Source organism: Aquamicrobium defluvii, assembly GCF_004363725.1.
GTDB lineage: Bacteria > Pseudomonadota > Alphaproteobacteria > Rhizobiales > Rhizobiaceae > Mesorhizobium > Mesorhizobium defluvii.
On sequence record NZ_SNZF01000034.1, the window covers coordinates 1 to 19965 of the forward strand.

Sequence of the window (19965 nt, forward strand, 5' to 3'; positions counted from 1 at the left end):
GACAAGGCTTACGACGCCGATCGGCTACGTGACTGGCTCGGCGAGCGGGGTATCGAGGCTGTCATTCCGGGACGCGCAAGCCGTGACGTCGCGTATCCCCTCAACAGGCTTGCCTACAGACGCCGGAACATCATCGAACGCATGTTCGGAAAGCTCAAAAACTGGAAGCGTATCGCAACACGCTATGACCGTCTCGCCGTCAACTACCTCGCCGCAATCACCCTTGTTGCTCTTGCAACCCAATGGCTCAAATGAGTCCCCTACCTAGAGCATTTCTGCTTTTCCTCGAATTGCAGAAGCGCTCTAACCCTCTGTTTTTACGCAATTCCGAACGCAAAACCGCTTCGCACTTTTGCTGGAATTGCTATGGCAGATGATGGGAGGACGCCATGCCCGCCCATTTCGCTTTACAGGCGCGGCACTGCTGCCTATGTATCGCGCCAATCAATCGGATCATCGTAACCAAAGGGAACAGCGCCCGCCATGCGCGCCGAAACGCAGAACATTGTCGACGAAATCAAGCAGGCCATAAGCCTGCTGAGGAGGCATCTTTGACTGGGATCAGGCCCTGAAAAGACTGGAGTATCTGAACGTACTGGCGGAAGATTCCAGTCTCTGGAACGATCCCCAGGAAGCCCAGAAACTGATGCGTGAGCGCCAGACCCTCGAAGACGGGATCGGTGCGGTGAAAAGCCTGACGCAGGCGCTGGACGATAATCTCGAACTCATCGCCATGGGCGAGGAAGAGGGTGACGACAGCATCGTCACGGAGGCGGAAGACGCTCTTCGTTCCATGCGTGGCGAGGTCAAGGCACGGCAGGTCGAAACGCTGCTTTCGGGCGAGGCCGACACCAACGATACCTATCTGGAAATCCATGCCGGCGCCGGCGGCACCGAGAGCCAGGACTGGGCCTCCATGCTGCTGCGGATGTACACGCGCTGGGCCGAACGCCGCCGTTTCAAGGTCGAGATTCTGGAAGTCCACGATGGCGAGGAGGCAGGCATCAAGTCCGCCACCGTCCTGATCAAGGGCCACAATGCCTATGGCTGGCTGAAGACCGAGTCGGGCGTGCACCGGCTGGTGCGCATATCGCCCTACGACAGCAATGCGCGCCGGCACACTTCGTTTGCCAGCGTATGGGTGTATCCGGTGATCGACGACTCGATCGTCATCGAGATTCCGGAGTCGGACGTGCGTATAGATACCTACCGTTCGTCGGGCTCAGGCGGCCAGCATGTCAACACGACCGACTCGGCCGTGCGCATCACCCATATCCCCACTGGCATCGCCGTGGCGTGCCAGGCGGAGCGCTCACAGCACAAGAACCGTGCCAAGGCGTGGGAGATGCTGCGCTCCCGTCTCTACGAGGAAGAGCTGAAAAAGCGCGAGGCGGCGGCCAATGCCACCGAATCGTCCAAGAGCGATATAGGATGGGGCCATCAGATCCGCTCGTATGTTTTGCAGCCCTATCAGTTGGTGAAGGATCTGCGCACCGGCGTGGAATCGACCAGTCCTTCAGACGTGCTGGACGGCGATCTGGACGAGTTCATGGAAGCATCGCTGTCTCACCGCATCAGTGGAAGCGAAGGCGCCGCCATAGCCGATATCGACTGAGGGCTGCCTGATCGGGAACCGACAGGTGCAGATTTGAGCCGATAGGGATTACAGGTTCCGCATTTCGCCGTATTTTGTGTTAGAACGGGCCGGAAGGGGTCAAGGCGCATTGCGCGTCGCAGCTTACGAGGGACAATCCTGATGAAGACCAGAACCGTGATCGCCACGATGGTTGTCGGTGCGCTTGCAGCAGCCTGCACGACCGACCCTTATACCGGCCAGCAGAAGATCTCCAACACGGCCGGCGGCGCCGGCATCGGTGCGCTGGCAGGGGCGGCGCTCGGCACGCTGGCAGGTGGCGACGATCGCCGCAATGCGCTGATCGGCGCAGGCGTCGGCGCAATCGCAGGTGGTCTGGTCGGCACCAAGATGGACCAGAACGAGGCCGAACTGCGCGCGCAGTTGCAGGGTACCGGCGTGAGCGTCACCCGGGTCGGCAACCAGATCATGCTTAACATGCCGTCCGATATCACCTTCGGTGTCGATCAGGATGCCGTGCGCGCCGACTTCTATCCGGTGCTGAACTCGGTGGCGCTGGTTCTGCGCAAGTACAACCAGACGCTGGTCGACGTTTATGGCCATACCGACTCCACGGGCAGCGACCAGCACAATTACGATCTGTCGCAGCGTCGCGCACTGTCCGTGGCCAACTACCTTGCCGGGCAGGGCGTCGATCAGCGCCGCTTCGCTGTCAGCGGTTTCGGCAAGACCCGCCCGATCGCCACCAATGCAACGGCAGACGGTCGTGCCAAGAACCGCCGCGTCGAAATCCAGCTTTCGCCGCTCACCTGACCACGGTCTGAGCTCCTCGATAAAAGGGCGGGTTTTCCTGCCCTTTTTTGTTGCTTGGCGAAAGCTTCGCAGGAATGCAGTTTCGCTCAGAACATTTTGCGGTCAGACGGAAACGTCTGGCATCACAGAAATGCGGCTGAAACAAACAGATAGAGCGGCAACCCGGATTTATCCGGGCGTCCGCCGCTCTCGCGACCCGATCTGTAGGCATGTGCGAGCAACCCCGCGCTTGCTTCGCGCATCTTCCCGGCATGGAGGGCACTTTTTCTCCATGCGATGCCCGAAGGAAACCGCCACGGTTCCGGTTGCCTGCCCGGCTGCGGGCATGACGCCGCCTGTTGCGGAAGCTGGTCGCATCGATGTGCAGATCAAAAGAAAAGGGCGGGAATTTCTCGCCCTTTTCGGTTCGGCTTAAACCGCTTTTTACCGCAGGCGCCCGCTGGCGTGGGCCAGCATGGTATAGACCTTGCCGGTATCGGAAGTGAGGTAGGTCTGCGTCATGATGTTGTCGCGGTCGGTGCGGGCAACATCCTTGAGCAGCTTCTCGAAATCCTCGCAATAACGGTCTACGGCGGCCCGGAACTCGGCTTCCGCCTGATACTTGCGGCGGATGTCGTCGAAGGTCTGCTGGCCCTTGAGGGTGTAGAGGCGGCGCGTGAACACATCGCGCTCGCCGCGACGGTAGCGGTTCCACAACTCGATCGACGCTTCGTGGTCGATGGCCCGGGCAATGTCGACCGACAGCGAGTTGAGCGATTCCACCACATGCAGCGGCGAACGTTCGGCCGGTTTTGCGGCGTGCGGAGCATCCGCTGCCGGCTTTGCGGCCTCGTCTCGCGAAGCGCCCGTGAGCAGGTCGCGAACCCAGCCACCCTGCTGCGGTTGCTGGCGGGCTTCCGGCTCGCGCGGACGCGGTGCCGTCTGCGAACTCTGCTCCTTGTCGAGCGCGCCGCGAAGCGCCGTGTCGCCGAGCGGGCCGGCGGAGGGCTGCGGAGCGGGGCGCGTCGGCTGCCCGGCCTGACGCGGAGCAGGGGCCTGGGTTGCAGGGCGCAAGTTGCCCGACTGCGGCGCGTCCGTGCTGCGTCCGGACTTTGCGACAATCGCCGACAGTTCCTTCAGAGCGTTGATCTGCTCGGAAACGGCGCGGCGGATGGCGGTGGTCGATTCCTTCGCCTCCGCCGGCATCTCCACCACGCCTCGCTTCAGCTCGGCGCGGGTGATGTCCAGCTCGCTCTTGATGGCGGCAGCGGTGCGGCGCATCTCGTCGGTGGCGTCGGCGAAGCGCTTCGTCGCGGCCTCCACGACATCGCCGATGGACGAACGGATCTTGTCGGCCGATTCCAGCGTGCGGCTTTCGGCGGTCTGCAAGGTGCGGCTGACGAGCGACTCGAAGGACTTCATGACCTTTTCGAGATCTTCCGACTTCTTCACCAGACCGACGGCGAGGTCGTCCAGCGAGGACTGGCGCTCCAGCGTGTGCTCCAGATTGCTCTGGGCGGAACCGAGCAGTTCGGACGCGCTGGACAGCAGGCGGCTGTGCTCGTCGAACCTGGTGGCGATGGAAGCCACCTCGCGCAGTGTGTTGGAGGACAGTTCGGTGAGGCGCGTGGTGTTGGAGTCGACCAGACGCGCCGAGCTTGCAAAAGTCTGCGCGGCCTTTTCGGTGGTCGCCGCGAAGCTCTGGGTACTGCCAGCCAGCTTCTCGTCGATCTCGCCGAGGTTGGCTGCCGCCCTTTCGATGAGCTGGCCGAGCCCCTGGCTGGACGCACCCAGACGGCCGATGAGGTCGTTGATGTTTTCGGCAAGCGTCGCGCGCGCGTTCTCCACCGCCGACAGCGTTTCCGCCGTGCGGTTGGCGAGCGCGCTGGAAAGCCGTGCGTTTTCCTGCCGCAGCTTTTCGGTAGCGCGCTCGGTCGCTTCCTCCATGCTCTTTTGCAGTTCGGAGCCGCCATCGGCGAAACGTTCCACCAGCGGACGCGCGGTCTCGTCGAGAATGCGGGAAATCTCGGACGAGCGCTGGGCCAGCATATCGTTCAGCTCGCGCGTGTTGGAACCGATGGTCCTTGCCGCCTCGTTGGTGCTCTGGCCGATATGCTGGCCAACAGCGGTGAAGGTCTCGGCAATGGTGTTGGCGCGGGCCAAGAGCTGGCTTTCGGCCTGGGCGATCTGCTCGTTCAGCTTCTCGCCCATCGCTTCCGCCGACCGCGCGAAGCGGTTCTCGGCGCTGGCGACCTCGTCGCCGATGCGGCTCGCGACGTTGGCGGCACCGGCGGCCAGACGTTCGTCGGCACCGGCAAGCGCGCTCTCGATGGAGCGCGCCTGATCGGCGAGAGCCCTTCCTGTTTCGACGGCGCGCTCGGCAACCTGCCGTTCCGTCTGCGCGAAGGCGCCGACGATGTTCTCGGCATGCTGGCCGATGGTCGATGCCGTATCGGCAATGCGCGAAACGATACGGTTGTCGGCTTCGTCGAACACACGGGCGATTTCAGAGGCGCGTTCGCCCAGAACCTCGGAGCTCTCGGCAACGCGTTGCGTCAGCTTCTGGTTCACATCATCGAAGACGCGACCCATCTCGGCTGCGCGGTCACCCAGAACCTCGGAGCCTTCCGCGATGCGCCGGGTGATCTTCTGGTCGACCTCCTCGAAGACGCGTCCCACTTCAACGGCGCGGCCGACGAGGGTCTGCGAGCCTTCGGCGATGCGCTGCGTCAGTTTCTGGTCGGCGGCGTCGAAGATCTGGCTCATCTCGGCAGCACGGACGGTAAGAGCCTCGGAACCTTCGGCAATGCGCGCTACAAGCTTTTCGTCAGCCGCCTCGAAGATGCGGCCGAGATCGGCAGCGCGTGCGGCCAGAGCCTCGGCGGATTCGCCAATGCGGGTGCCGAGACGGGCGTCGGCATCCTCGAAGTTGCGCAGGATGTCGCCGGCGCGAGCCGCCAGCGACTGCGCCGTTTCGATCGCCCGCTGGGCGAGGCGCTGGTCGGCGACCTCGAAGCTCTCGACGATGGATCCGGCTCGCGCCGCAAGGCTGTCGGCGGTTTCCTCGGCACGGGCGATCAGCATGGAGGACGTGTCCTGCGCGCGGCTGGCAAGACGACCTTCCGCTTCCTCGAAGGCACGGGAAATATCCTGTGCCCGCGAGAGCAGGGCGGCCGAAGTCTGTTCGGCGCGCTCGGCGATCTTGCGGTCGGCGTCGGTGAAGGCCATGCCGGCCTGCTCGTTGAGCATCGACGTGATTTCCAGAACCTTGTCGCGCAGAGCGCCTGCGACGGACACGGCGCTCTTTTCAAGCGTGCCCCGAATATTGTCGACGCCGATCGAAAGGGCGCGCTCCATGGTGGTGGTACGCTCCTCGATGACGCCGGTCTGGCGTTCGAAAGCGTTCTCGATGCGGGTGATGTCACCGGTGATCGAGTCCGAAATACGCGTGCTGGTCGAGGCGATCCGTTCGATGTGATCGCTGACGGCCAAGTCGATCTCGCGGCGGGCGCCGGCCAGCTTGTCGACCTGACCTGAAACGGCTTCCTCGATCTGGCCGCGGCTCTGGAAAATCTTCTCCAGATCGGCTTCCAGCGCGCGCTGGAGGATATTGCGGCCTTCGGCCAGCTTTTCCACCTGTCCGGCAACCAGACCGTCGATGCCGGCGCGGCTTTCGGCCAGCCTGGCGAGGTCTTCCTCAAGCACACGTGACAGCGCGCTGCGATCCATCACGAGACGGCCGGCATGCTGCTCGATGAGGGTGTTGACGCGGGCCAGTTCCTCATCCAGCGCCTGCGAGAGCCTGGCGCGCTCCTCGGCCATCTTCTCAGCCTGCATGGCAATGGCCTGCTGGACGGTGCCGAGGTCCGTTTCCAGCGCACGCTTGAGAATATCGCGGCCTTCGGCCAGCTTCTCGACCTGTCCGGAGACAAGGCCGTCGATGTCCGAGCGGCTTTCGGCCAGCCTGGCAAGGTCGGCCTCCAGCGCGCGGCGCAGGATGTCGCGTCCCTCGGCCAGCTTCTCGACTTGAGCCGCCACAAGACCGTCGATGCTCGAACGGCTCTCGGCCAGTCTGGCAAGGTCATCTTCCAATGCTCTGGCAAGGGCAGCGCGCTCCTGCACCAGACGATCGGCGTGTGCGCCGACGAGGTTGTTGACATTGCGCAGATCGTCTTCAAGCGAATGCGAAAAGCGTTCACGCTCTCCGACAAGCTGCTGGGATTGTTCGGCAATCACGGTGCGGATGGTGTCCAGATCGCGCTCGAGGGCGGACTTGAGGATATCGCGGCCTTCGGCGAGTTTCTCGACCTGCCCGGCAACCAGACCGTCAATGCCTGCGCGGCTTTCGGCCAGCTTGGCAAGATCCGATTCCAGCGCCTGCGTGAGCAGGCTGCGGTCGCCGGCCAGTTTTCCGGAATGCTCGGCGATCATCTGGTTGATGTTGGCGAGGTCGGCTTCGAGCGCAGTCCTGAGGAAGTCGCGGCCTTCTGCGAGCTTTTCAAGCTGGCCGGCAACCAGACCATCGATGCCGGCGCGGCTTTCCTCGAGCCTGGCGAGGTCGGCTTCCAGAACCTGCGACAGCAGATTGCGGTCGCCGGCGAGTTTTTCGGAGTGCTCGGCGATCATGCGGTTGATGTTGGAAAGATCCGCTTCCATGGCGCGGCGCAGAATGTCGCGTCCTTCCGCCAGCTTCTCGACCTGCCCGGCGACGAGGCCGTCGATGCTCGACCGGCTTTCCGCCAGCTTGGCAAGATCGGCTTCGAGCGCGCGCGAGAGAATGGTTCGGCCTTCGGCCAGCTTTCCGACATGGCTGGAGACCATTTCGTCAATGCTGGCACGCGCTTGCACGAGCTTCTGGGAGTCTTCGTGCAGGGAATCCGCCAGCCGCTTGCGGCCTTCCTCGAGGGTTTCGAGATGCGTGCCGAGCGAGGCGTCGATGGCGGCGCGGGATTCGTTGACCTTGCGCAGGTCTTCCTCGAGGGCACGCGAGATGAGGCTGCGGCCTTCGGCCAGCTTCTCGATCTGGCTTGACACGACAGTGTCGATCTCGGCGCGGCCTTCGGCGAATTTCGCCAGATCGTCGTGCAGGGCGGCAGCCATGCGCTCGCGGCTTTCGGCCATCTCGGCGCCGTGCCTGCGCACCGCCTCGTCGATGCCGGCGCGGGCCTCCGCCAGCTTTTCGATATCCGCGTCGAAAGCGGAGGAAACGGTGTCGCGGGCGGCTTCGAGGCGGCCGGCGAACTCGCCAGCACGCGTTTCGAGCATGGTCGAGGTCGAGGAAATCAGATCGGCCATGTCGGAGCCGATCTGGTTGCGGCCCTGCTCGATCATCGAGGAGAGGGTATCCTTGCCGGTGTTGAAGGCCGTGGCGATGTCGCGGGTGCGCTCGGCCAGCGTCTCGTTGATCTGACGGGCGCGTGCTTCAAGCGCTGCGTTGAGCTTCTGCGTGCCGGTGTCCAGCGCCTCGGCGCGGGTTTCGAACTCGCTGATCAGCGCCTGGCCGCGCTCGGCCAGCGTGCGCTCGATGCCGGACAGGCTCGCCTCGAACTCGGAGGTGAGGGTGCGCGCGGCGCCACCAAGCAGCGAGACCATGCCCGAAGTGCGGTCGTCCAGCAGTTCGGTGAGCGAGCGGGTGAGGCCGTCGGCGCTGTCGGTCAGCTTGGCGATGCGGGTGTCGAGCAGGGAGGCAAATGCCTCGCCCGAGGTCGACAGGCGGTCGGTGATCGAATCGAGCCGGTTTTCGACGGAATCGAAGATCGACAGGGAGCTTTCGTTGATGCGGTCGATCAGGGCGTCACCGGAGGAGGTGATGGTCATCGAAAGCTGGGTCGAAGCGCCCTTGATGCTTTCGCGGATGGCGTCGCCAGCGGAGCTGATCTCCTCGCGCAGGGTTTCATGCGCGCCGGCTATCGAGGCGCGAACGCGTTCGGCATGGCCGACGACAGCCTCGCGCTCGCTGCCAAGACCGTCGACGAGCGAGCGGATGCGCGCCTCGTTCTCGGAATAGGAACGCTCGATCTGGTTGACCTCGCTGTGCACCAGCGTTTCCAGCTCGACGGCACGGGCAAGCGTGCGTTCGATGCCTTCACCCATGGCCGCGACTTCGCGGCGCACCGCCTGGCCAAGCGCCATGACGCGATCCTGAGCGATGCTTTCCGGTTCGGCCAGGCGGAACGCCATCTCGGTCATGGACTGGGCGGCAAGGCGCATTTCCTGCGCACGGCGCACCATGGCGGCAAAGGCCCAGAACAGGATGATGGGCAGGACGGTGGCGACGACAAGACCGATCAGCTGTGGACGGGCGAGGAACTGCTCGAAGGAGCGCACCTGCCAGACTTCGGGGCCGATGACCAGATTGGCCAGCGCGGCCGCACCCGCAATCCAGGCCAGCGACAGGAACGCCACGACCCAATAGATGGTGTTCGGCGCACGGCGGTTGAGGCTGTGGAGAAGCGACTTGTAGTCCTTCTGCCGATCGTCGTTGGCCGGTGCAAAACCCGCGGGGGCCGGCGCAAGGCCCGCAGGCTGTGCAGCTTGCGGCTCCACGGGGCGAAGATCGGACGGGGCGGGCTGCGATTCGGCAACCTGCGCGGCGGCCTTTGCCGCAGGCTCGGGCTGCCGTTCCTGCGAGGTGCGGCTTGCGCGCGCCAGTTCGTCGGCAGCTTCCGCGATCTGCGCTTCCAGATCCTCCATGGAGGCCGCAATATCGAGATCGCCGATATCGGACGCGTCCAGATCCAGCTCGAGATCGAGGGCTTTTTCAAGCTCCTGGGCAACTTCCTTGTCGAGGGACTTTGCCGTCGTGGTTTTCTTCGCCATGCCTTCGCTACCCTGTACTAGCTGCGTGGAGCGTCTTGTTCTGGTTCTTCACGCCCTGCGGAGAGGCCAACTATGGAAGCCTCGTATCGTAATGACACAGGGGGGTAAATAAAACATGCATTCGTGCCGATGCGTAAAACTTTAAATATAAGGTTAACGGCGGCGTGAGGGCGAAACCGCGGAATTCCCGGTTTTTTCGGGTTGCACATGGTCCAATCCTTAACCTGCTATCCACCGCTTATTGCCAGATTGCCCTGCGCATCGACGATCGTGATCGACGCGCGGGGGAGTTGGGCGCATGAATAAAGGCAGGCATATGGCCAGTTCGGGACACGCAATGGAAAGCTGTGGGAAAGTACCCGCATCGCCCGTGGACCTTGTCCATCTCGAGCGGCAAACCATGGGCGACAGGCAACTACAGAGCGAAGTGCTCAATCTGCTCGCGGAACAGGCGCGCTCGACCAGCCTGCGAGTCGGCTCTGCTTCACCCGAAGAGCGTGCCGCCATGGCGCATGGACTGAAGGGTGCGGCGCGTGGGGTCGGGGCCTTCGCGCTTGCCGATTGCGCGGATGCCTTGGAGCGCGAGCCGGAAGTGGAGCAGCACAGGAAACGCCTTGAACAGGCCGTTGCCGAATTTCTGAATTTCCTGCTCCGGTGGGAACAGCAGCCCTGATCGTCCACACGCCGGCGATGGCGATCTTGCGCCGCAGTTGACTTGGCCGGCGGAGTGATTATCTCCGCGAAGGCTTCCCCTCAGGTGAACAAATGACCAAGCTGACCTTCATCGCCCACGACGGCACCCGTTTCGATGTCAAAGCCGAAAATGGCTCGACCGTCATGGAAAGCGCCATCCGCAATTCCGTGCCCGGCATCGAAGCCGAATGCGGCGGCGCGTGCGCCTGCGCCACCTGCCATGTCTATGTCGATGAGCAATGGACGGATATCGTCGGCGAACCGGAGGCGATGGAAGAAGACATGCTGGACTTCGCCTATGATGTCCGCCCGAACTCGCGCCTGTCGTGCCAGATCAGGATTCGGGATGAACTCGACGGTCTCATCGTATCGATCCCGGAACGTCAGGGGTAGAGCATTTTGCAGTCGGGCGGAATCGTCTGACGTCGCATAAATGCAGCCATGAAAAGAAGCCGAAGCAGCGCCCGTCAGACCGCCCGCTGCTCTGGCTTTCTCACTCCGGCATGATCGGGGCGTCAGCGGCATCGTAGCCGCGCAGAGGCTTCTGCGGCATGAAGGTGAACGTCAAGAGCGAGACGGCCAGCATGGCGCCCGCGGCGATGAATATGATCGAGAACGATCCGTGAGGGCCGGCCATGTCGGCCGCCATCGCGCCTTCGCCCGCAAGCGGGAGATCGTTGCCGAGGGCGATGGCGCCGAGCGCGGCAACGCCGACCGCACCTCCAAGAGAGCGCAGGAAGGTCAGCAGGCCCGTGGCGATGCCGAGGTCCTTCTTCTCCACAGCGTTCTGCACCGCGATCGTCGAAACCGGAAAAATCGTGCCGATGCCGACCCCGACGATGGTGGTGGCGAACTCCACCTCAAGAAGATGTGCCCGATCGGCAATGCAGGCGAGCGCGAAGAGGCTCAGAACGGCACAACTGAGGCCGCTATACGCTATGCGCTTGTAGTTCTTTATGCGCGGAACGAGCCGGCCGCTCATGCCGGCGCCGACTGTCATGCCCAGCAGAAGACCGAGCATCGCCAGACCCGTGTCGCCCGGCGACAGTCCCAGCGTGGCCTGCATGTAAACCGGAAGATAGACGGCAAGTCCGATGCTGCCGCCTTGCAGAAGGAACATTGTGACCGTGCCGGCCAGCACCACGCGATTGCCCAGAACCTCCAGCGACACCAGCGGTTCATCGGCCATGCGCAGCCGCAGGCCGAAGAGGAACCAGAATGCGCCCGAACCCGCCAGAAGTCCTGCGATCTGCGGATCGCTCCAGGCATAGCGGTTACCGCCCCAGTTGACAGCCAGCAGCAACATGGAGGTTGCGACGATGAGCAGCAGCGCGCCCCAGCCGTCGATTCTGTGCCGGGTGCCGGCGATGGCGAGCTTCTTCAGCGGCTTGTTGACGACTGCTATGGCGATGAGCCCGAGCGGCAGGTTGATCCAGAAGATCAGCGACCAGTGCAGGTGTTCGGCAAAGGCGCCGCCGAGCAAGGGGCCGGCGACGCTGGCAACCGCCCATGTGCCGGAAATCCAGGCGGCATAGCGGGCGCGTTCGAGCGGCGGCACGAGGTCTCCGATCACGGTCTGCGTCAGCGCGAACAAGCCGCCGCCGCCAAGTCCCTGCACGGCACGGCCGGCTATAAGAACCAGCATGTTGGGCGCAAGCGCGCAGATGACGGAGCCGGCCAGAAAAATCAGGATCGCTGCGAAAATGACGGGACGGCGACCGTAAATATCGGAAACCTTGCCGTAGAGAGGGGCGACCGCGGTCGCGGTAAGCAGATATGCCGTCACCACCCATGACAGATATTCGGCATGACCGAGCGTGGCGGCCATGGTTGGCAGGGCAGGCGCGACAATGGTCTGGTCGAGAGCCGCCAGCAGCATGGCAAGAAGCACACCTGCTATGATGACGTTCTTTTCGCCGTCGATGAGCGAGAAGCTGGGAACGGCCCCTTTCGGCTGGCCGCCAATCGGCTGGTCCATTATTGTTCTTTTCTCCGATTTAGAAAACGATGGGCGCGCCGGGCGCGCGTCAACTCTGCTTTCCGGCCTTATCCTGCCGTTCGATGCGATAGAGCAACAGGCGCAGGAGTCTGTTCTCGAAGTTGATGCCTTCGACGCGGTCGAACTCGATCTGGGCGCGGTCATGCTTTGCGAGCACCCTGGCCGAAATCTCCTTGGCCCTGGCCGCGGCTTCGTCGCAGGACCTGTATCGTGCCGGCTTCCTCAATGCCTGTTCGAGTTCGCGGGCGTGTGCCTTTGCGATCTCGACATGGCGCTCCTCGTGCCTCTTGATATCGGCGAACAGCGTATCCCAGAAAATGCGGACTTCGGTGTTCGCGCGGCTGCGCTGCCGCCATTTCGGCAGCACGATGCTGGCCTTTACGGTGGTATCCGCGGATACGATGCGGCAATGGCGGCCATCGTTGGCGTAGCCAATCTTGGTGGTGAAGTTCATCCGCGTCGCGCCCGGATGGCGCAGGCCGGTCGATTTCACATGGGGTCCACGCTTGAAGAGATCGTTTTCGATCTGCTCGAATGTGGTGCCGCCGACGCCGAAATAGCTGTAGCTTTTCGAAACGGTCTCCGAGGCGGCTGGCGTCGCGGTTGTGGCTGCGATGATAAGGGGGAGGAAAATTTTCTTCATCATGTTGTCTCTGGCTGCACCTTGCGTTACGGCGGCTTTCGGCGCAACGAAAAAGCGGTCAATCGCCACAGGCTGAACGGCAGGCATGATGAGACAGTGGCATCTGGCGCATGGCCGCCATATCGATCTCGGGTTGCGTTCCGTGGTGATGGGTATCCTGAACGTGACCCCGAACAGCTTTTCGGACGGGGGCCTATATGCCACGCTCGATGAGGCGGTGGCGCAGGCCCGCCAGATGATCGCGCAGGGCGCGGCGATCATAGATGTCGGGGGCGAATCCACCGGCCCCATGGCCACGCCCGTCAGCGCAGCCGAGGAGCAGAAGCGAGTCCTGCCGGTAATCGAGGCACTGGCTTCGCTCCAAGGGGCTCTTCTTTCCGTGGACACATACCGGGAAGAGACGGCGCGGCTGGCGGTGGCGGCAGGCGCGCATATCGTCAACGATGTGTGGGGACTCCAGCGCGAGCCGGGCATCGCCAGGGTGGCGGCGGATACCGGGGCAGGGCTGGTGATCATGCATACGGGGCGGGAGCGCGAGAAGCTGGCCGATCCCGTCGAAGACCAGTTCCTGTTCCTGCGCCGGTCGCTGGAAATCGCTCGCGAGGCCGGCATCGACCATGCGCAGATCGTGCTCGACCCCGGCTTCGGCTTCGCCAAGGAGACGCCCGAGGACAATCTCGACCTGATGGTGCGCTTCGAGGAACTGCATGCACTGGGCTTTCCGCTGATGGCGGGCACCTCGCGCAAGCGGTTCATCGGCGCGATCACCGGACGCGAGGCACCGCATCGCGATGCGGGAACGGCAGCCACCAGCGTCATTCTTCGTCTGAAAGGCGCCCAGCTTTTTCGCGTCCACGATGTCGCAATCAACATGGATGCCCTGGCCGTCGCAGATGCTATGCTGGCGCGTCAATCCCGTCTTGCCGCCCTGTCCGGACACTAGAACATGTACACCATACGCATGAAGAATTGCGCCTTCTTCGCAAGGCACGGACTGCTGGACGAGGAGGAGCGTCTCGGCCAGCGTTTCTACGTCGACGCGGTGATGCACGTCGAACCGAGCAAGCCGCTCGAATCGGATTCGATGGACGCAACCGTCGACTACGGCGTGGCTTTTCAGGTGATCGAGGAGATGGTCACCGGCCGCCGGCATTTCCTGATCGAGGCGCTCGCGCATGAGGTGGCGAAGGCGCTTGCGGCGCGATTTCCGCAGATCCAGCGTTCGGAGATCACCGTTCGCAAGCCGAATGCGCCGGTGCGCGGCGTTCTGGATTATGTCGAGGTGACAGTTGCCTGGCCGCAATAGCCGCGTTTTCCTGAGTCTGGGCGGCAATCTTGGCGATCCGGAAAAGGCCATGGCTGCCGCGCTCGGCATGCTCGATGCTCATCCGCATGTGCGGGTGAGCGCGGTGTCCTCGCTGTATCGTACGCCGCCATGGGGAAAGCTGGATCAGCCCCACTTCCTGAACGCAGCGGTGGAACTTTCCACTTCCCTGCAGCCGCATCAGCTTCTGGAACTGTGCCTCGAAACGGAGCGCCGGCTGAAGCGGGTGCGCGAGGAGCGGTGGGGACCCCGCCTCATCGACATCGATATATTGATCTTCGATGACCGCATCATCCATGAGACCGGGCTCGAAGTGCCTCATCCGCGCTTGCTGGAGCGCGCCTTCGTGCTGGCGCCGCTGGCCGAGCTCGCGCCTGGTCTCGACATAGGCGGCAGGCCGGTCGAGAAGCGTGTAGCGGCGGTGGATACTGGCGGCATAGAACGCCTTGCTTCCGGACGGGACTGGTGGCGCGGCTGAACCCCTTGTTCAGCCGGCGAACCCGCCATTTTCGAGAAAAGCTTTCTCTTCAGGCGTCGTTTCGCGGCCCAGCGGGCCGTTGCGGTGAGGAAAGCGGCCGAAGCGTTCGATGATGTCGTAATGGTCCACGGCATATTCCAGATAGCTGGCGGCATTCGCCTTGTGCAGCTCGACTGAAAGTTTCTGGTCGGCAATATCCTCGGAATGCTCGAACGGCAGATAGAAGAACACGCGTATCTGCTCGTCGACGGCCAGATCATGCCCGGCTTCTATCGCTTTGGCTGCGTAATGGCGCGCCAGCGGATCGGTCGCGAACATGTGGCCCGTGCCCCGGAAGCAGTTGCGGGGAAACTGGTCGAGCAGGATCACGAGGGCCAGCGCGCCTTCCGCTTCCCCGACCCAGCGGTCCAGTTCGCGACGCGCGGCGGCATAGTGCAGATCGAGGAAACGCGACCTGAAGTCGTCGTCGAACGCCTCGTCCTTGCGAAACCAGGCTTCAGGACCTGACTGGCGCCAGAAACCTGTCACGCTGCGTGGGTCGGTGGCTGAAATGTCCATGTCGGCTCCTTCTCCGTTTCGGTCGCGGCCTGTTCAGTCGCGAAGGACCATGCGGTCGCCGCGCACGTCGAATCCGGATAGCGATCCGATGAAATTCATGCCGAGCAGGCTCTGGCGAAGCGCGCCGGGGGCGGCCACCAATACCGGCATGTTGCGGCGCGAGATGTTGCCGACGACGATTTCGTCCGCCCGCACGGCAGCGGCGCTGGCGGTGCCGTTCGCTGTCGAAACCCTGACCGTGTAGTTGAGGGACTGGGGATCGAAGCCGGCCGCGCGTGCATCTTCAGCGCTCAGGACCGTCGTTGTCGCGCCGGTATCGACTATTGCCTGCACCGGCGCGCCGTTGATCGCCATGCGCACCTCGAAATGGCCGCCGCGCCCCTTGTCCAAGGCAACTGTGGCGCGCCCATCCTCGGTGCCGAGCATGAGCGGGCTGCCGGGAATCAGGCCCGCCGTGACGCGGTTGCCGAAATCCTGCAACTCGTAGCGATACTGGTAGCCGGCCACCAGTGCCAGAACGATCAATGCCCACAGGCCGAAACTGCGGGCCATTTCACCGAAGCGATGGCCTGACCGCAGCAGTCCCGCACCGATGACCGCGGCGAGTACGCCAAGCCAGATCAGGCCGGCGAAGTCCTCGTTGAGGAAGCCGAGGGTCGTTCCCGATTCATGGTTGATCATCAGCAGTATCGCAGCGACACCGATGACAGCCAGTATGATCCAGAGCGTGCGGCTCATCGCGAAGCCTCCGCGCGTTCGCGCGCCATGCGGGCGCGGCGGGTTTCGCGGCGAGGCTTGCGCTCTACGGTTTCGAGGCGGGCGGCGAGCTCGCTCATGATTTCCCGGCGCTGCTGCGAGCTCATGGAAATCCAGCCTGCTATCTCGTCGCGCGTGCGCCCGCAGCCGAAGCAGTATCCGGTTTTCAGGTCTATCGAACAGACGAGGATGCAGGGCGACTCGATTGCCGTCATGATTGTTTCCCTGAACATCGGCCTGAAAGCGAAGCGTATTTCCTGCCCCATGCTCAAACAAAGAAGCGGGACCTTATCCCACATGGTGCACCCTTTGCCATGATGCAAGCTTTTCCGGAGCCGCCGGCTTTTGACGTTTTTGGCGAGAACGGTTGTCAGTGAGGCGCGGGGGAGCTATGCGGACGGCAGTTTTGCAAGGAGCCGGCGCACATGGTCAGCGCATTGCCGTTCGAAGATTTCCGCGTCCTTCTGGACAAGTTGCCGGAGCCGGATGAAAAGGTCGAAGCCGATATCCGCCGGGTGTTCGCAAGAGCCGCGCTGGCGCAGGGGCCGTTCGGTCTCATGGAAGACATCGCCGCGTGGTTTGCCGGCTGGACCGGCCGTGCCACCCCGCAGGTGTCGCGTCCGCTGGTGGCCATTTTCGCAGGCACGCATGGTGTGGCGGCGCATGGAGTTTCACCGCGCCCGGTCACGGCGACCGCCGAAGCGGTGGAATTGTGCGCGGCTGGCGGCGCAGCCATCAATCAGGTGTGCCTGACCTACGATCTGGGGCTCAAGGTGTTCGACCTTGCGCTCGACCTGCCGACAGGCGACATCACCCGCGAGCCGGCGCTGGACGAACGCGGTTGCGCGGCGACCATGGCATTCGGCATGGAAGCCATTGCCGGCGGCGCGGACCTGCTTTGCCTCGGCGACATGGGCGTGGGCAATTCCACCGTGGCGGCGGCACTTCTGGCGGCGCTGTTCGGAGGCGAGGGCCGGGACTGGGTCGGTCCTGGAAGCGGGGCGGACGAGGCGGCCGTGGCCCGTAAGGCGGCTATCGTCGATCAGGCTCTGGATTTTCACGGTCCGCATCTCGATGATCCGCTGGAGGCCCTGGCGCGCGTGGGCGGCCGCGAATTCGCGGCCATTGCCGGCGCCATTCTGGCTGCGCGCATGGAGCGCATCCCGGTTCTGATCGACGGGTTTCCGGCAACCGCAGCCGCTGCTGTCCTGCACAAGGTGAAACCCGGCGCGCTCGACCATTGCCTTCTGGCAAGCCTGTCGCCCGAACCCGGCCACCGGCGCGCTGCCGAGTTCATCGGCATGGAACCGGTTCTCGATCTCGGTATAGGTCACGGCGAGGGTGTTGGAGCGGCACTCGGTGCAGGGCTGGTGAAGGCTGCCGTGCAGATGGCTTCGGGCATGGCTGTGGCGCAGCGCGCCTGACGCTGGCGCCGGACCTCACCAGCCTGCGTTGGCGGCGATCCTGGTCGGCAGGGCCGGGAGTTCTTCCATGACGCGTGACGGCGGAAAGATGACGATCGCCTCCGTGCCTTCGCGCAGCTGCGAATGGAGTTCGAACTCGCCGCCATGCATGGCGACGAGGCCCTGCACGATAGGCAGGCCAAGACCCGTTCCCTGTTCCGCGTTCTTTATGGCAATCGCGCCCTGACCGAATGCGGCGAGGACGACCGGTATCTCGTCCTGCGGAATGCCGGGGCCGTTGTCCTTCACCGAGATGTACTGACCGCCCCCGGCCGTCCAGCCGACCCGTACGCGGATTTCGCCACCGGTGGGCGTGAACTTGATGGCGTTCGAAAGCAGGTTGAGCAGGATCTGGCGGATAGCGCGCTCGTCTGCGAACAGGCGCGGCAGCGTCGGCTCGAATTGCTGGACGATGCGGATGCCCTTGTTGCGCGCCCGAAGCTCCATCATGTGGCAGCTGTCTTCGGCGAGCAGGGCCAGTTCCACCGGCTCTTCCTGAAGCTGGTAGCGGCCAGCCTCGATGCGCGACAGATCGAGGATTTCGTTGATGAGATTAAGCAGATGCTGGCCGGACTGATGGATGTCGCCGGCATAATCCTTGTAGGTCTCGTTGCCGACCGGCCCCAGAACCTCGTTGGCCATTACCTCCGAGAAGCCGAGGATGGCGTTCAGCGGCGTGCGCAACTCGTGGCTCATGGATGCGAGGAAGCGCGACTTGGCCAGATTGGCCTCCTCGGCGCGGTGGCGGGCTTCGTCCGACATGGCCTTGGCGGTTTCCAACTCGGCGATCAGCGCATCCTTTTCGGAACGGAAGGAAAGCAGCATCACCGACGAGCGGTTGAGGTGGCGTGCGACATAGGAAAGGAAGGGCAGGGCGACGGCCAGAAGCGCCAGCATCATCATATCGATGGGAGCCATCGGCCATTTGGAAGCATAAGCGTAGGCTATTACGGGCAGGGCGAAAGTCGCGAGCAGCGCTCCGCTGAGCGACGAGGTCATGATGGCTGTGGCGGCCATGGCAAGCAAGAGCGTGACCGCCTTCACGACATGGAACTGGTCCACGGCGCAGGCCGTGCAGCCCAGCAGGGCAAAATGAGCCCAGCCCAGGCCGGAAAGCGCGTGTGCAAACAGGAATTCCCGGCGGGCCGAGCCGGGTTTGATCAGGGCGGCATCGGTCTTGTCGATGCGCTGTGCAACGACCAGCAGCACGGCGTTGAGAAGCAGAGCCACGCCGCCCCACACCAGCATCTGGCTGCCCATGCCGGCGGTGGTTCCGGCAATGGTGACGACCAGTATCAGCCCGGGAAGGAAAAGGGCGCCGCCCACCATGGCACGGGCGTGCAGTTTCAGCATCTCGCGGTCGAAATCGGGATTGCCGGCCTGTTGCGCCAGACGGTCGCGGGTCTTGCGCACAGCGCGCGCCACATCGCTGTTGCGATGCGGTTGGCGGCGGTCCACAATATTCTTGTCCGCTGTGGTTGAGCGTTGCAACGGCATGAAAGGGTTCAATCTATGCGGCCAGCATGTTCCTCCGACACGCTACGACCGAATGCTTAAGACTTTGTTTGCCATATGAGCAGATCGCGTCCGCGTACCGGAAACCGCTATCGCGGCCAGCGCCGCCGGAATCCGGCAAGGCGGTGGCTGGACTATGGTCTCACCATCTTGCTGTTTGCGGTGCTGGCATTCCTTGTCGCGCGACTCGATCAGGCGAATATGCGAACCGAGCACGGTGCCGCGAAGATCGTCGACGGCGATTCCATCGAGCTCGACGGCCAGCGCATACGCCTGCGGGGCATCGATGCGCCCGAATACCGCCAGAACTGCACCCGTGACGGGCGCGAATACCCATGCGGACGGCAATCGCGAGAGGCCCTGCTCGAACTTACCCGGAACAAGACCGTGGCCTGCAACTGGTGGCGAACCGACCAGTATGGACGTCTGCTTGCCGATTGCACGGCTGACGAGATGGATATCAACCGGGAGCAGGTGGCGCAGGGATGGGCCGTCGCCTACGGAGATTTCGAACGTGAGGAGGCCGCCGCCCGCGCGGCCGGGCGCGGCATGTGGGCCGGCGAGTTCGAGCGCCCGCGCCAGTGGCGCGACCGGCAGGGCGGGCAGCCGGAGCCCGAACATGATGCGCTCGCGGCAATCGGCGACTGGCTGCGGCAGTTGCTTCGTTTCCGGTGAGCGCGGCCCTATATTCCATTCATGTCTGTGGCAGGGAGAAGCCGATGAAGTTGTACGATGGAGGAAAAGCGCCCAATCCGCGCCGCGTCCGTGTTTTTCTTGCCGAGAAGGGCATCGAGGTGCCTTTCGTGCCGGTCGATATGGCGGCGATGGGGCACCGCTCCGAGGAGATACGTTCGCTCAATCCCTTGCAGCGCCTGCCGGTTCTCGAACTGGACGACGGAACGGTCCTTTCCGAAACCGTTGCCATCTGTCGCTATTTCGAGGAGATTCATCCGGCTCCGCCATTGTTCGGGGAAGGGGCGCTGGGCAAGGCTCTGGTGGAGATGTGGCAGCGGCGCATGGAACTGGAGCTGTTCATGCGCGTGGCTCATGCGTTCCGTCACCTTCACCCGGCTATGAAGGACTGGGAGGTGCCGCAGATTCCCGAATGGGGTGAGGCCAACAAGCCGAAGGTGATCGACTTCCTGCATTTTCTTGACGGTGAACTGGCCGGCCGGGAGTTCATCGCCGGCGATGCCCACTCGATTGCCGATATCACCGGGCTGGTCGCCGTCGATTTCATGAAGCCTGCCCGGATCGAGCTTCCGCAGGAACTCACCCATGTGCGCAGGTGGCATCAGGCGATGAAGGCGCGCCCGAGCGCGGCGGCCTGA

The 19965-nt window shown here is 63.5% G+C and carries 18 protein-coding genes; 11 read left to right on the forward strand and 7 right to left on the reverse strand.

Features of this window, described 5'->3' with window-relative positions:
* The 3 genes from DES43_RS19000 to DES43_RS19010 form a co-directional block, all read left to right on the forward strand.
* Positions 1-255: transposase (locus DES43_RS19000; protein WP_166647785.1), on the forward strand; the 255-nt coding region annotated here is incomplete at its 5' end.
* Between the two features lie 228 nt (positions 256-483).
* Positions 484-1615 (forward strand): peptide chain release factor 2 gene (gene prfB, locus DES43_RS19005; RefSeq protein ID WP_133675991.1). Its coding sequence is split into 2 segments (ribosomal slippage): positions 484-549 and positions 551-1615, totalling 1131 coding nucleotides; the frame shifts between segments, so codons are not numbered across the junction.
* A gap of 141 nt (positions 1616-1756) precedes the next feature.
* The gene (locus DES43_RS19010) at positions 1757-2407 is read left to right on the forward strand and encodes a YiaD family glycine zipper/OmpA-like lipoprotein (protein WP_035032540.1); all 651 of its coding nucleotides are present in this window, start codon (positions 1757-1759) and stop codon (positions 2405-2407) included.
* Positions 2408-2830: 423 nt separating this feature from the next.
* Here the strand turns inward: DES43_RS19010 and DES43_RS19015 are convergent, their stop codons facing one another.
* Positions 2831-9205: a kinesin gene (locus DES43_RS19015; RefSeq protein ID WP_133675993.1), complete on the reverse strand. Its 6375-nt coding sequence runs from the start codon at positions 9203-9205 to the stop codon at positions 2831-2833.
* A 298-nt stretch (positions 9206-9503) separates the two neighbouring features.
* On the opposite strand from DES43_RS19015, the gene DES43_RS19020 reads away from it, so the two are divergent.
* On the forward strand, positions 9504-9878 hold the full coding sequence (locus tag DES43_RS19020; RefSeq protein WP_051520817.1) for a phosphorelay protein: 375 nt from the start codon (positions 9504-9506) through the stop codon (positions 9876-9878).
* A 92-nt stretch (positions 9879-9970) separates the two neighbouring features.
* On the forward strand, positions 9971-10291 hold the full coding sequence (locus DES43_RS19025; protein WP_035032550.1) for a 2Fe-2S iron-sulfur cluster-binding protein: 321 nt from the start codon (positions 9971-9973) through the stop codon (positions 10289-10291).
* Between the two features lie 100 nt (positions 10292-10391).
* Here the strand turns inward: DES43_RS19025 and DES43_RS19030 are convergent, their stop codons facing one another.
* Both DES43_RS19030 and DES43_RS19035 read right to left on the reverse strand, forming a co-directional pair.
* Entirely contained in the window at positions 10392-11876 is a 1485-nt protein-coding gene (locus DES43_RS19030; protein ID WP_035032554.1) for an MDR family MFS transporter, read from the reverse strand.
* A 49-nt stretch (positions 11877-11925) separates the two neighbouring features.
* Positions 11926-12543 carry a DUF922 domain-containing Zn-dependent protease gene (locus DES43_RS19035; RefSeq protein WP_035032665.1) on the reverse strand — a complete coding sequence of 206 codons (618 nt, stop codon included), beginning with the start codon at positions 12541-12543 and terminating at the stop codon, positions 11926-11928.
* An 82-nt stretch (positions 12544-12625) separates the two neighbouring features.
* Here DES43_RS19035 and folP point away from each other — a divergent pair, with 82 nt between their 5' ends.
* Genes folP through folK form a run of 3 tightly spaced genes read left to right on the forward strand, consistent with a single transcriptional unit; the run spans position 12626 to position 14342 of the window.
* A complete protein-coding gene (folP, locus tag DES43_RS19040) occupies positions 12626-13483 on the forward strand; it encodes a dihydropteroate synthase (RefSeq protein WP_035032557.1) in 858 nt (285 codons plus the stop codon).
* A gap of 3 nt (positions 13484-13486) precedes the next feature.
* A complete protein-coding gene (folB, locus tag DES43_RS19045) occupies positions 13487-13846 on the forward strand; it encodes a dihydroneopterin aldolase (protein ID WP_035032560.1) in 360 nt (119 codons plus the stop codon).
* A gap of 49 nt (positions 13847-13895) precedes the next feature.
* The gene (gene folK / locus DES43_RS19050) at positions 13896-14342 is read left to right on the forward strand and encodes a 2-amino-4-hydroxy-6-hydroxymethyldihydropteridine diphosphokinase (protein WP_425352135.1); all 447 of its coding nucleotides are present in this window, start codon (positions 13896-13898) and stop codon (positions 14340-14342) included.
* A 9-nt stretch (positions 14343-14351) separates the two neighbouring features.
* On the opposite strand, the gene DES43_RS19055 is transcribed toward folK, so the two are convergent.
* From DES43_RS19055 to DES43_RS19065, 3 genes are read right to left on the reverse strand one after another with little or no spacing between them, the layout of a single operon-like run.
* The gene (locus tag DES43_RS19055; RefSeq protein ID WP_035032566.1) at positions 14352-14900 is read right to left on the reverse strand and encodes a DUF924 family protein; all 549 of its coding nucleotides are present in this window, start codon (positions 14898-14900) and stop codon (positions 14352-14354) included.
* A gap of 33 nt (positions 14901-14933) precedes the next feature.
* On the reverse strand, positions 14934-15638 hold the full coding sequence (locus tag DES43_RS19060) for a TIGR02281 family clan AA aspartic protease (RefSeq protein ID WP_035032569.1): 705 nt from the start codon (positions 15636-15638) through the stop codon (positions 14934-14936).
* Positions 15635-15871, reverse strand: a complete 237-nt coding sequence (locus DES43_RS19065) for a DUF1289 domain-containing protein (protein WP_035032668.1) — start codon at positions 15869-15871, stop codon at positions 15635-15637. Before DES43_RS19065 ends, DES43_RS19060 begins: the two co-directional genes overlap by 4 nt.
* Positions 15872-16081: 210 nt before the next feature.
* Between DES43_RS19065 and DES43_RS19070 the strand changes: the two genes are divergently transcribed.
* Complete coding sequence (locus DES43_RS19070; RefSeq protein ID WP_035032572.1) at positions 16082-17080, forward strand: nicotinate-nucleotide--dimethylbenzimidazole phosphoribosyltransferase; 999 nt, start codon at positions 16082-16084, stop codon at positions 17078-17080.
* Positions 17081-17095: 15 nt separating this feature from the next.
* On the opposite strand, the gene DES43_RS19075 is transcribed toward DES43_RS19070, so the two are convergent.
* Entirely contained in the window at positions 17096-18616 is a 1521-nt protein-coding gene (locus DES43_RS19075; RefSeq protein WP_035032575.1) for a sensor histidine kinase, read from the reverse strand.
* Positions 18617-18691: 75 nt separating this feature from the next.
* On the opposite strand from DES43_RS19075, the gene DES43_RS19080 reads away from it, so the two are divergent.
* On the forward strand, positions 18692-19309 hold the full coding sequence (locus tag DES43_RS19080; protein ID WP_035032578.1) for a thermonuclease family protein: 618 nt from the start codon (positions 18692-18694) through the stop codon (positions 19307-19309).
* 44 nt (positions 19310-19353) lie between these two features.
* Positions 19354-19965, forward strand: coding sequence for a glutathione S-transferase (locus DES43_RS19085; protein WP_035032581.1), 612 nt, complete (start codon positions 19354-19356; stop codon positions 19963-19965).

Coding starts and splice junctions, on each gene's coding strand:
- DES43_RS19030 (WP_035032554.1), bottom strand. CDS start 11,876: ATGGACCAGCCGATTGGCGGCCAGCCGAAAGGGGCCGTTCCCAGCTTC.
- DES43_RS19035 (WP_035032665.1), bottom strand. CDS start 12,543: ATGATGAAGAAAATTTTCCTCCCCCTTATCATCGCAGCCACAACCGCG.
- DES43_RS19080 (WP_035032578.1), top strand. CDS start 18,692: ATGAGCAGATCGCGTCCGCGTACCGGAAACCGCTATCGCGGCCAGCGC.
- DES43_RS19070 (WP_035032572.1), top strand. CDS start 16,082: ATGGTCAGCGCATTGCCGTTCGAAGATTTCCGCGTCCTTCTGGACAAG.
- DES43_RS19010 (WP_035032540.1), top strand. CDS start 1,757: ATGAAGACCAGAACCGTGATCGCCACGATGGTTGTCGGTGCGCTTGCA.
- folP (WP_035032557.1), top strand. CDS start 12,626: ATGATGAGACAGTGGCATCTGGCGCATGGCCGCCATATCGATCTCGGG.
- DES43_RS19055 (WP_035032566.1), bottom strand. CDS start 14,900: ATGGACATTTCAGCCACCGACCCACGCAGCGTGACAGGTTTCTGGCGC.
- DES43_RS19075 (WP_035032575.1), bottom strand. CDS start 18,616: ATGCCGTTGCAACGCTCAACCACAGCGGACAAGAATATTGTGGACCGC.
- DES43_RS19025 (WP_035032550.1), top strand. CDS start 9,971: ATGACCAAGCTGACCTTCATCGCCCACGACGGCACCCGTTTCGATGTC.
- DES43_RS19065 (WP_035032668.1), bottom strand. CDS start 15,871: ATGACGGCAATCGAGTCGCCCTGCATCCTCGTCTGTTCGATAGACCTG.
- DES43_RS19085 (WP_035032581.1), top strand. CDS start 19,354: ATGAAGTTGTACGATGGAGGAAAAGCGCCCAATCCGCGCCGCGTCCGT.
- DES43_RS19020 (WP_051520817.1), top strand. CDS start 9,504: ATGAATAAAGGCAGGCATATGGCCAGTTCGGGACACGCAATGGAAAGC.
- folB (WP_035032560.1), top strand. CDS start 13,487: ATGTACACCATACGCATGAAGAATTGCGCCTTCTTCGCAAGGCACGGA.
- DES43_RS19015 (WP_133675993.1), bottom strand. CDS start 9,205: ATGGCGAAGAAAACCACGACGGCAAAGTCCCTCGACAAGGAAGTTGCC.
- DES43_RS19060 (WP_035032569.1), bottom strand. CDS start 15,638: ATGAGCCGCACGCTCTGGATCATACTGGCTGTCATCGGTGTCGCTGCG.
- folK (WP_425352135.1), top strand. CDS start 13,896: ATGGCTGCCGCGCTCGGCATGCTCGATGCTCATCCGCATGTGCGGGTG.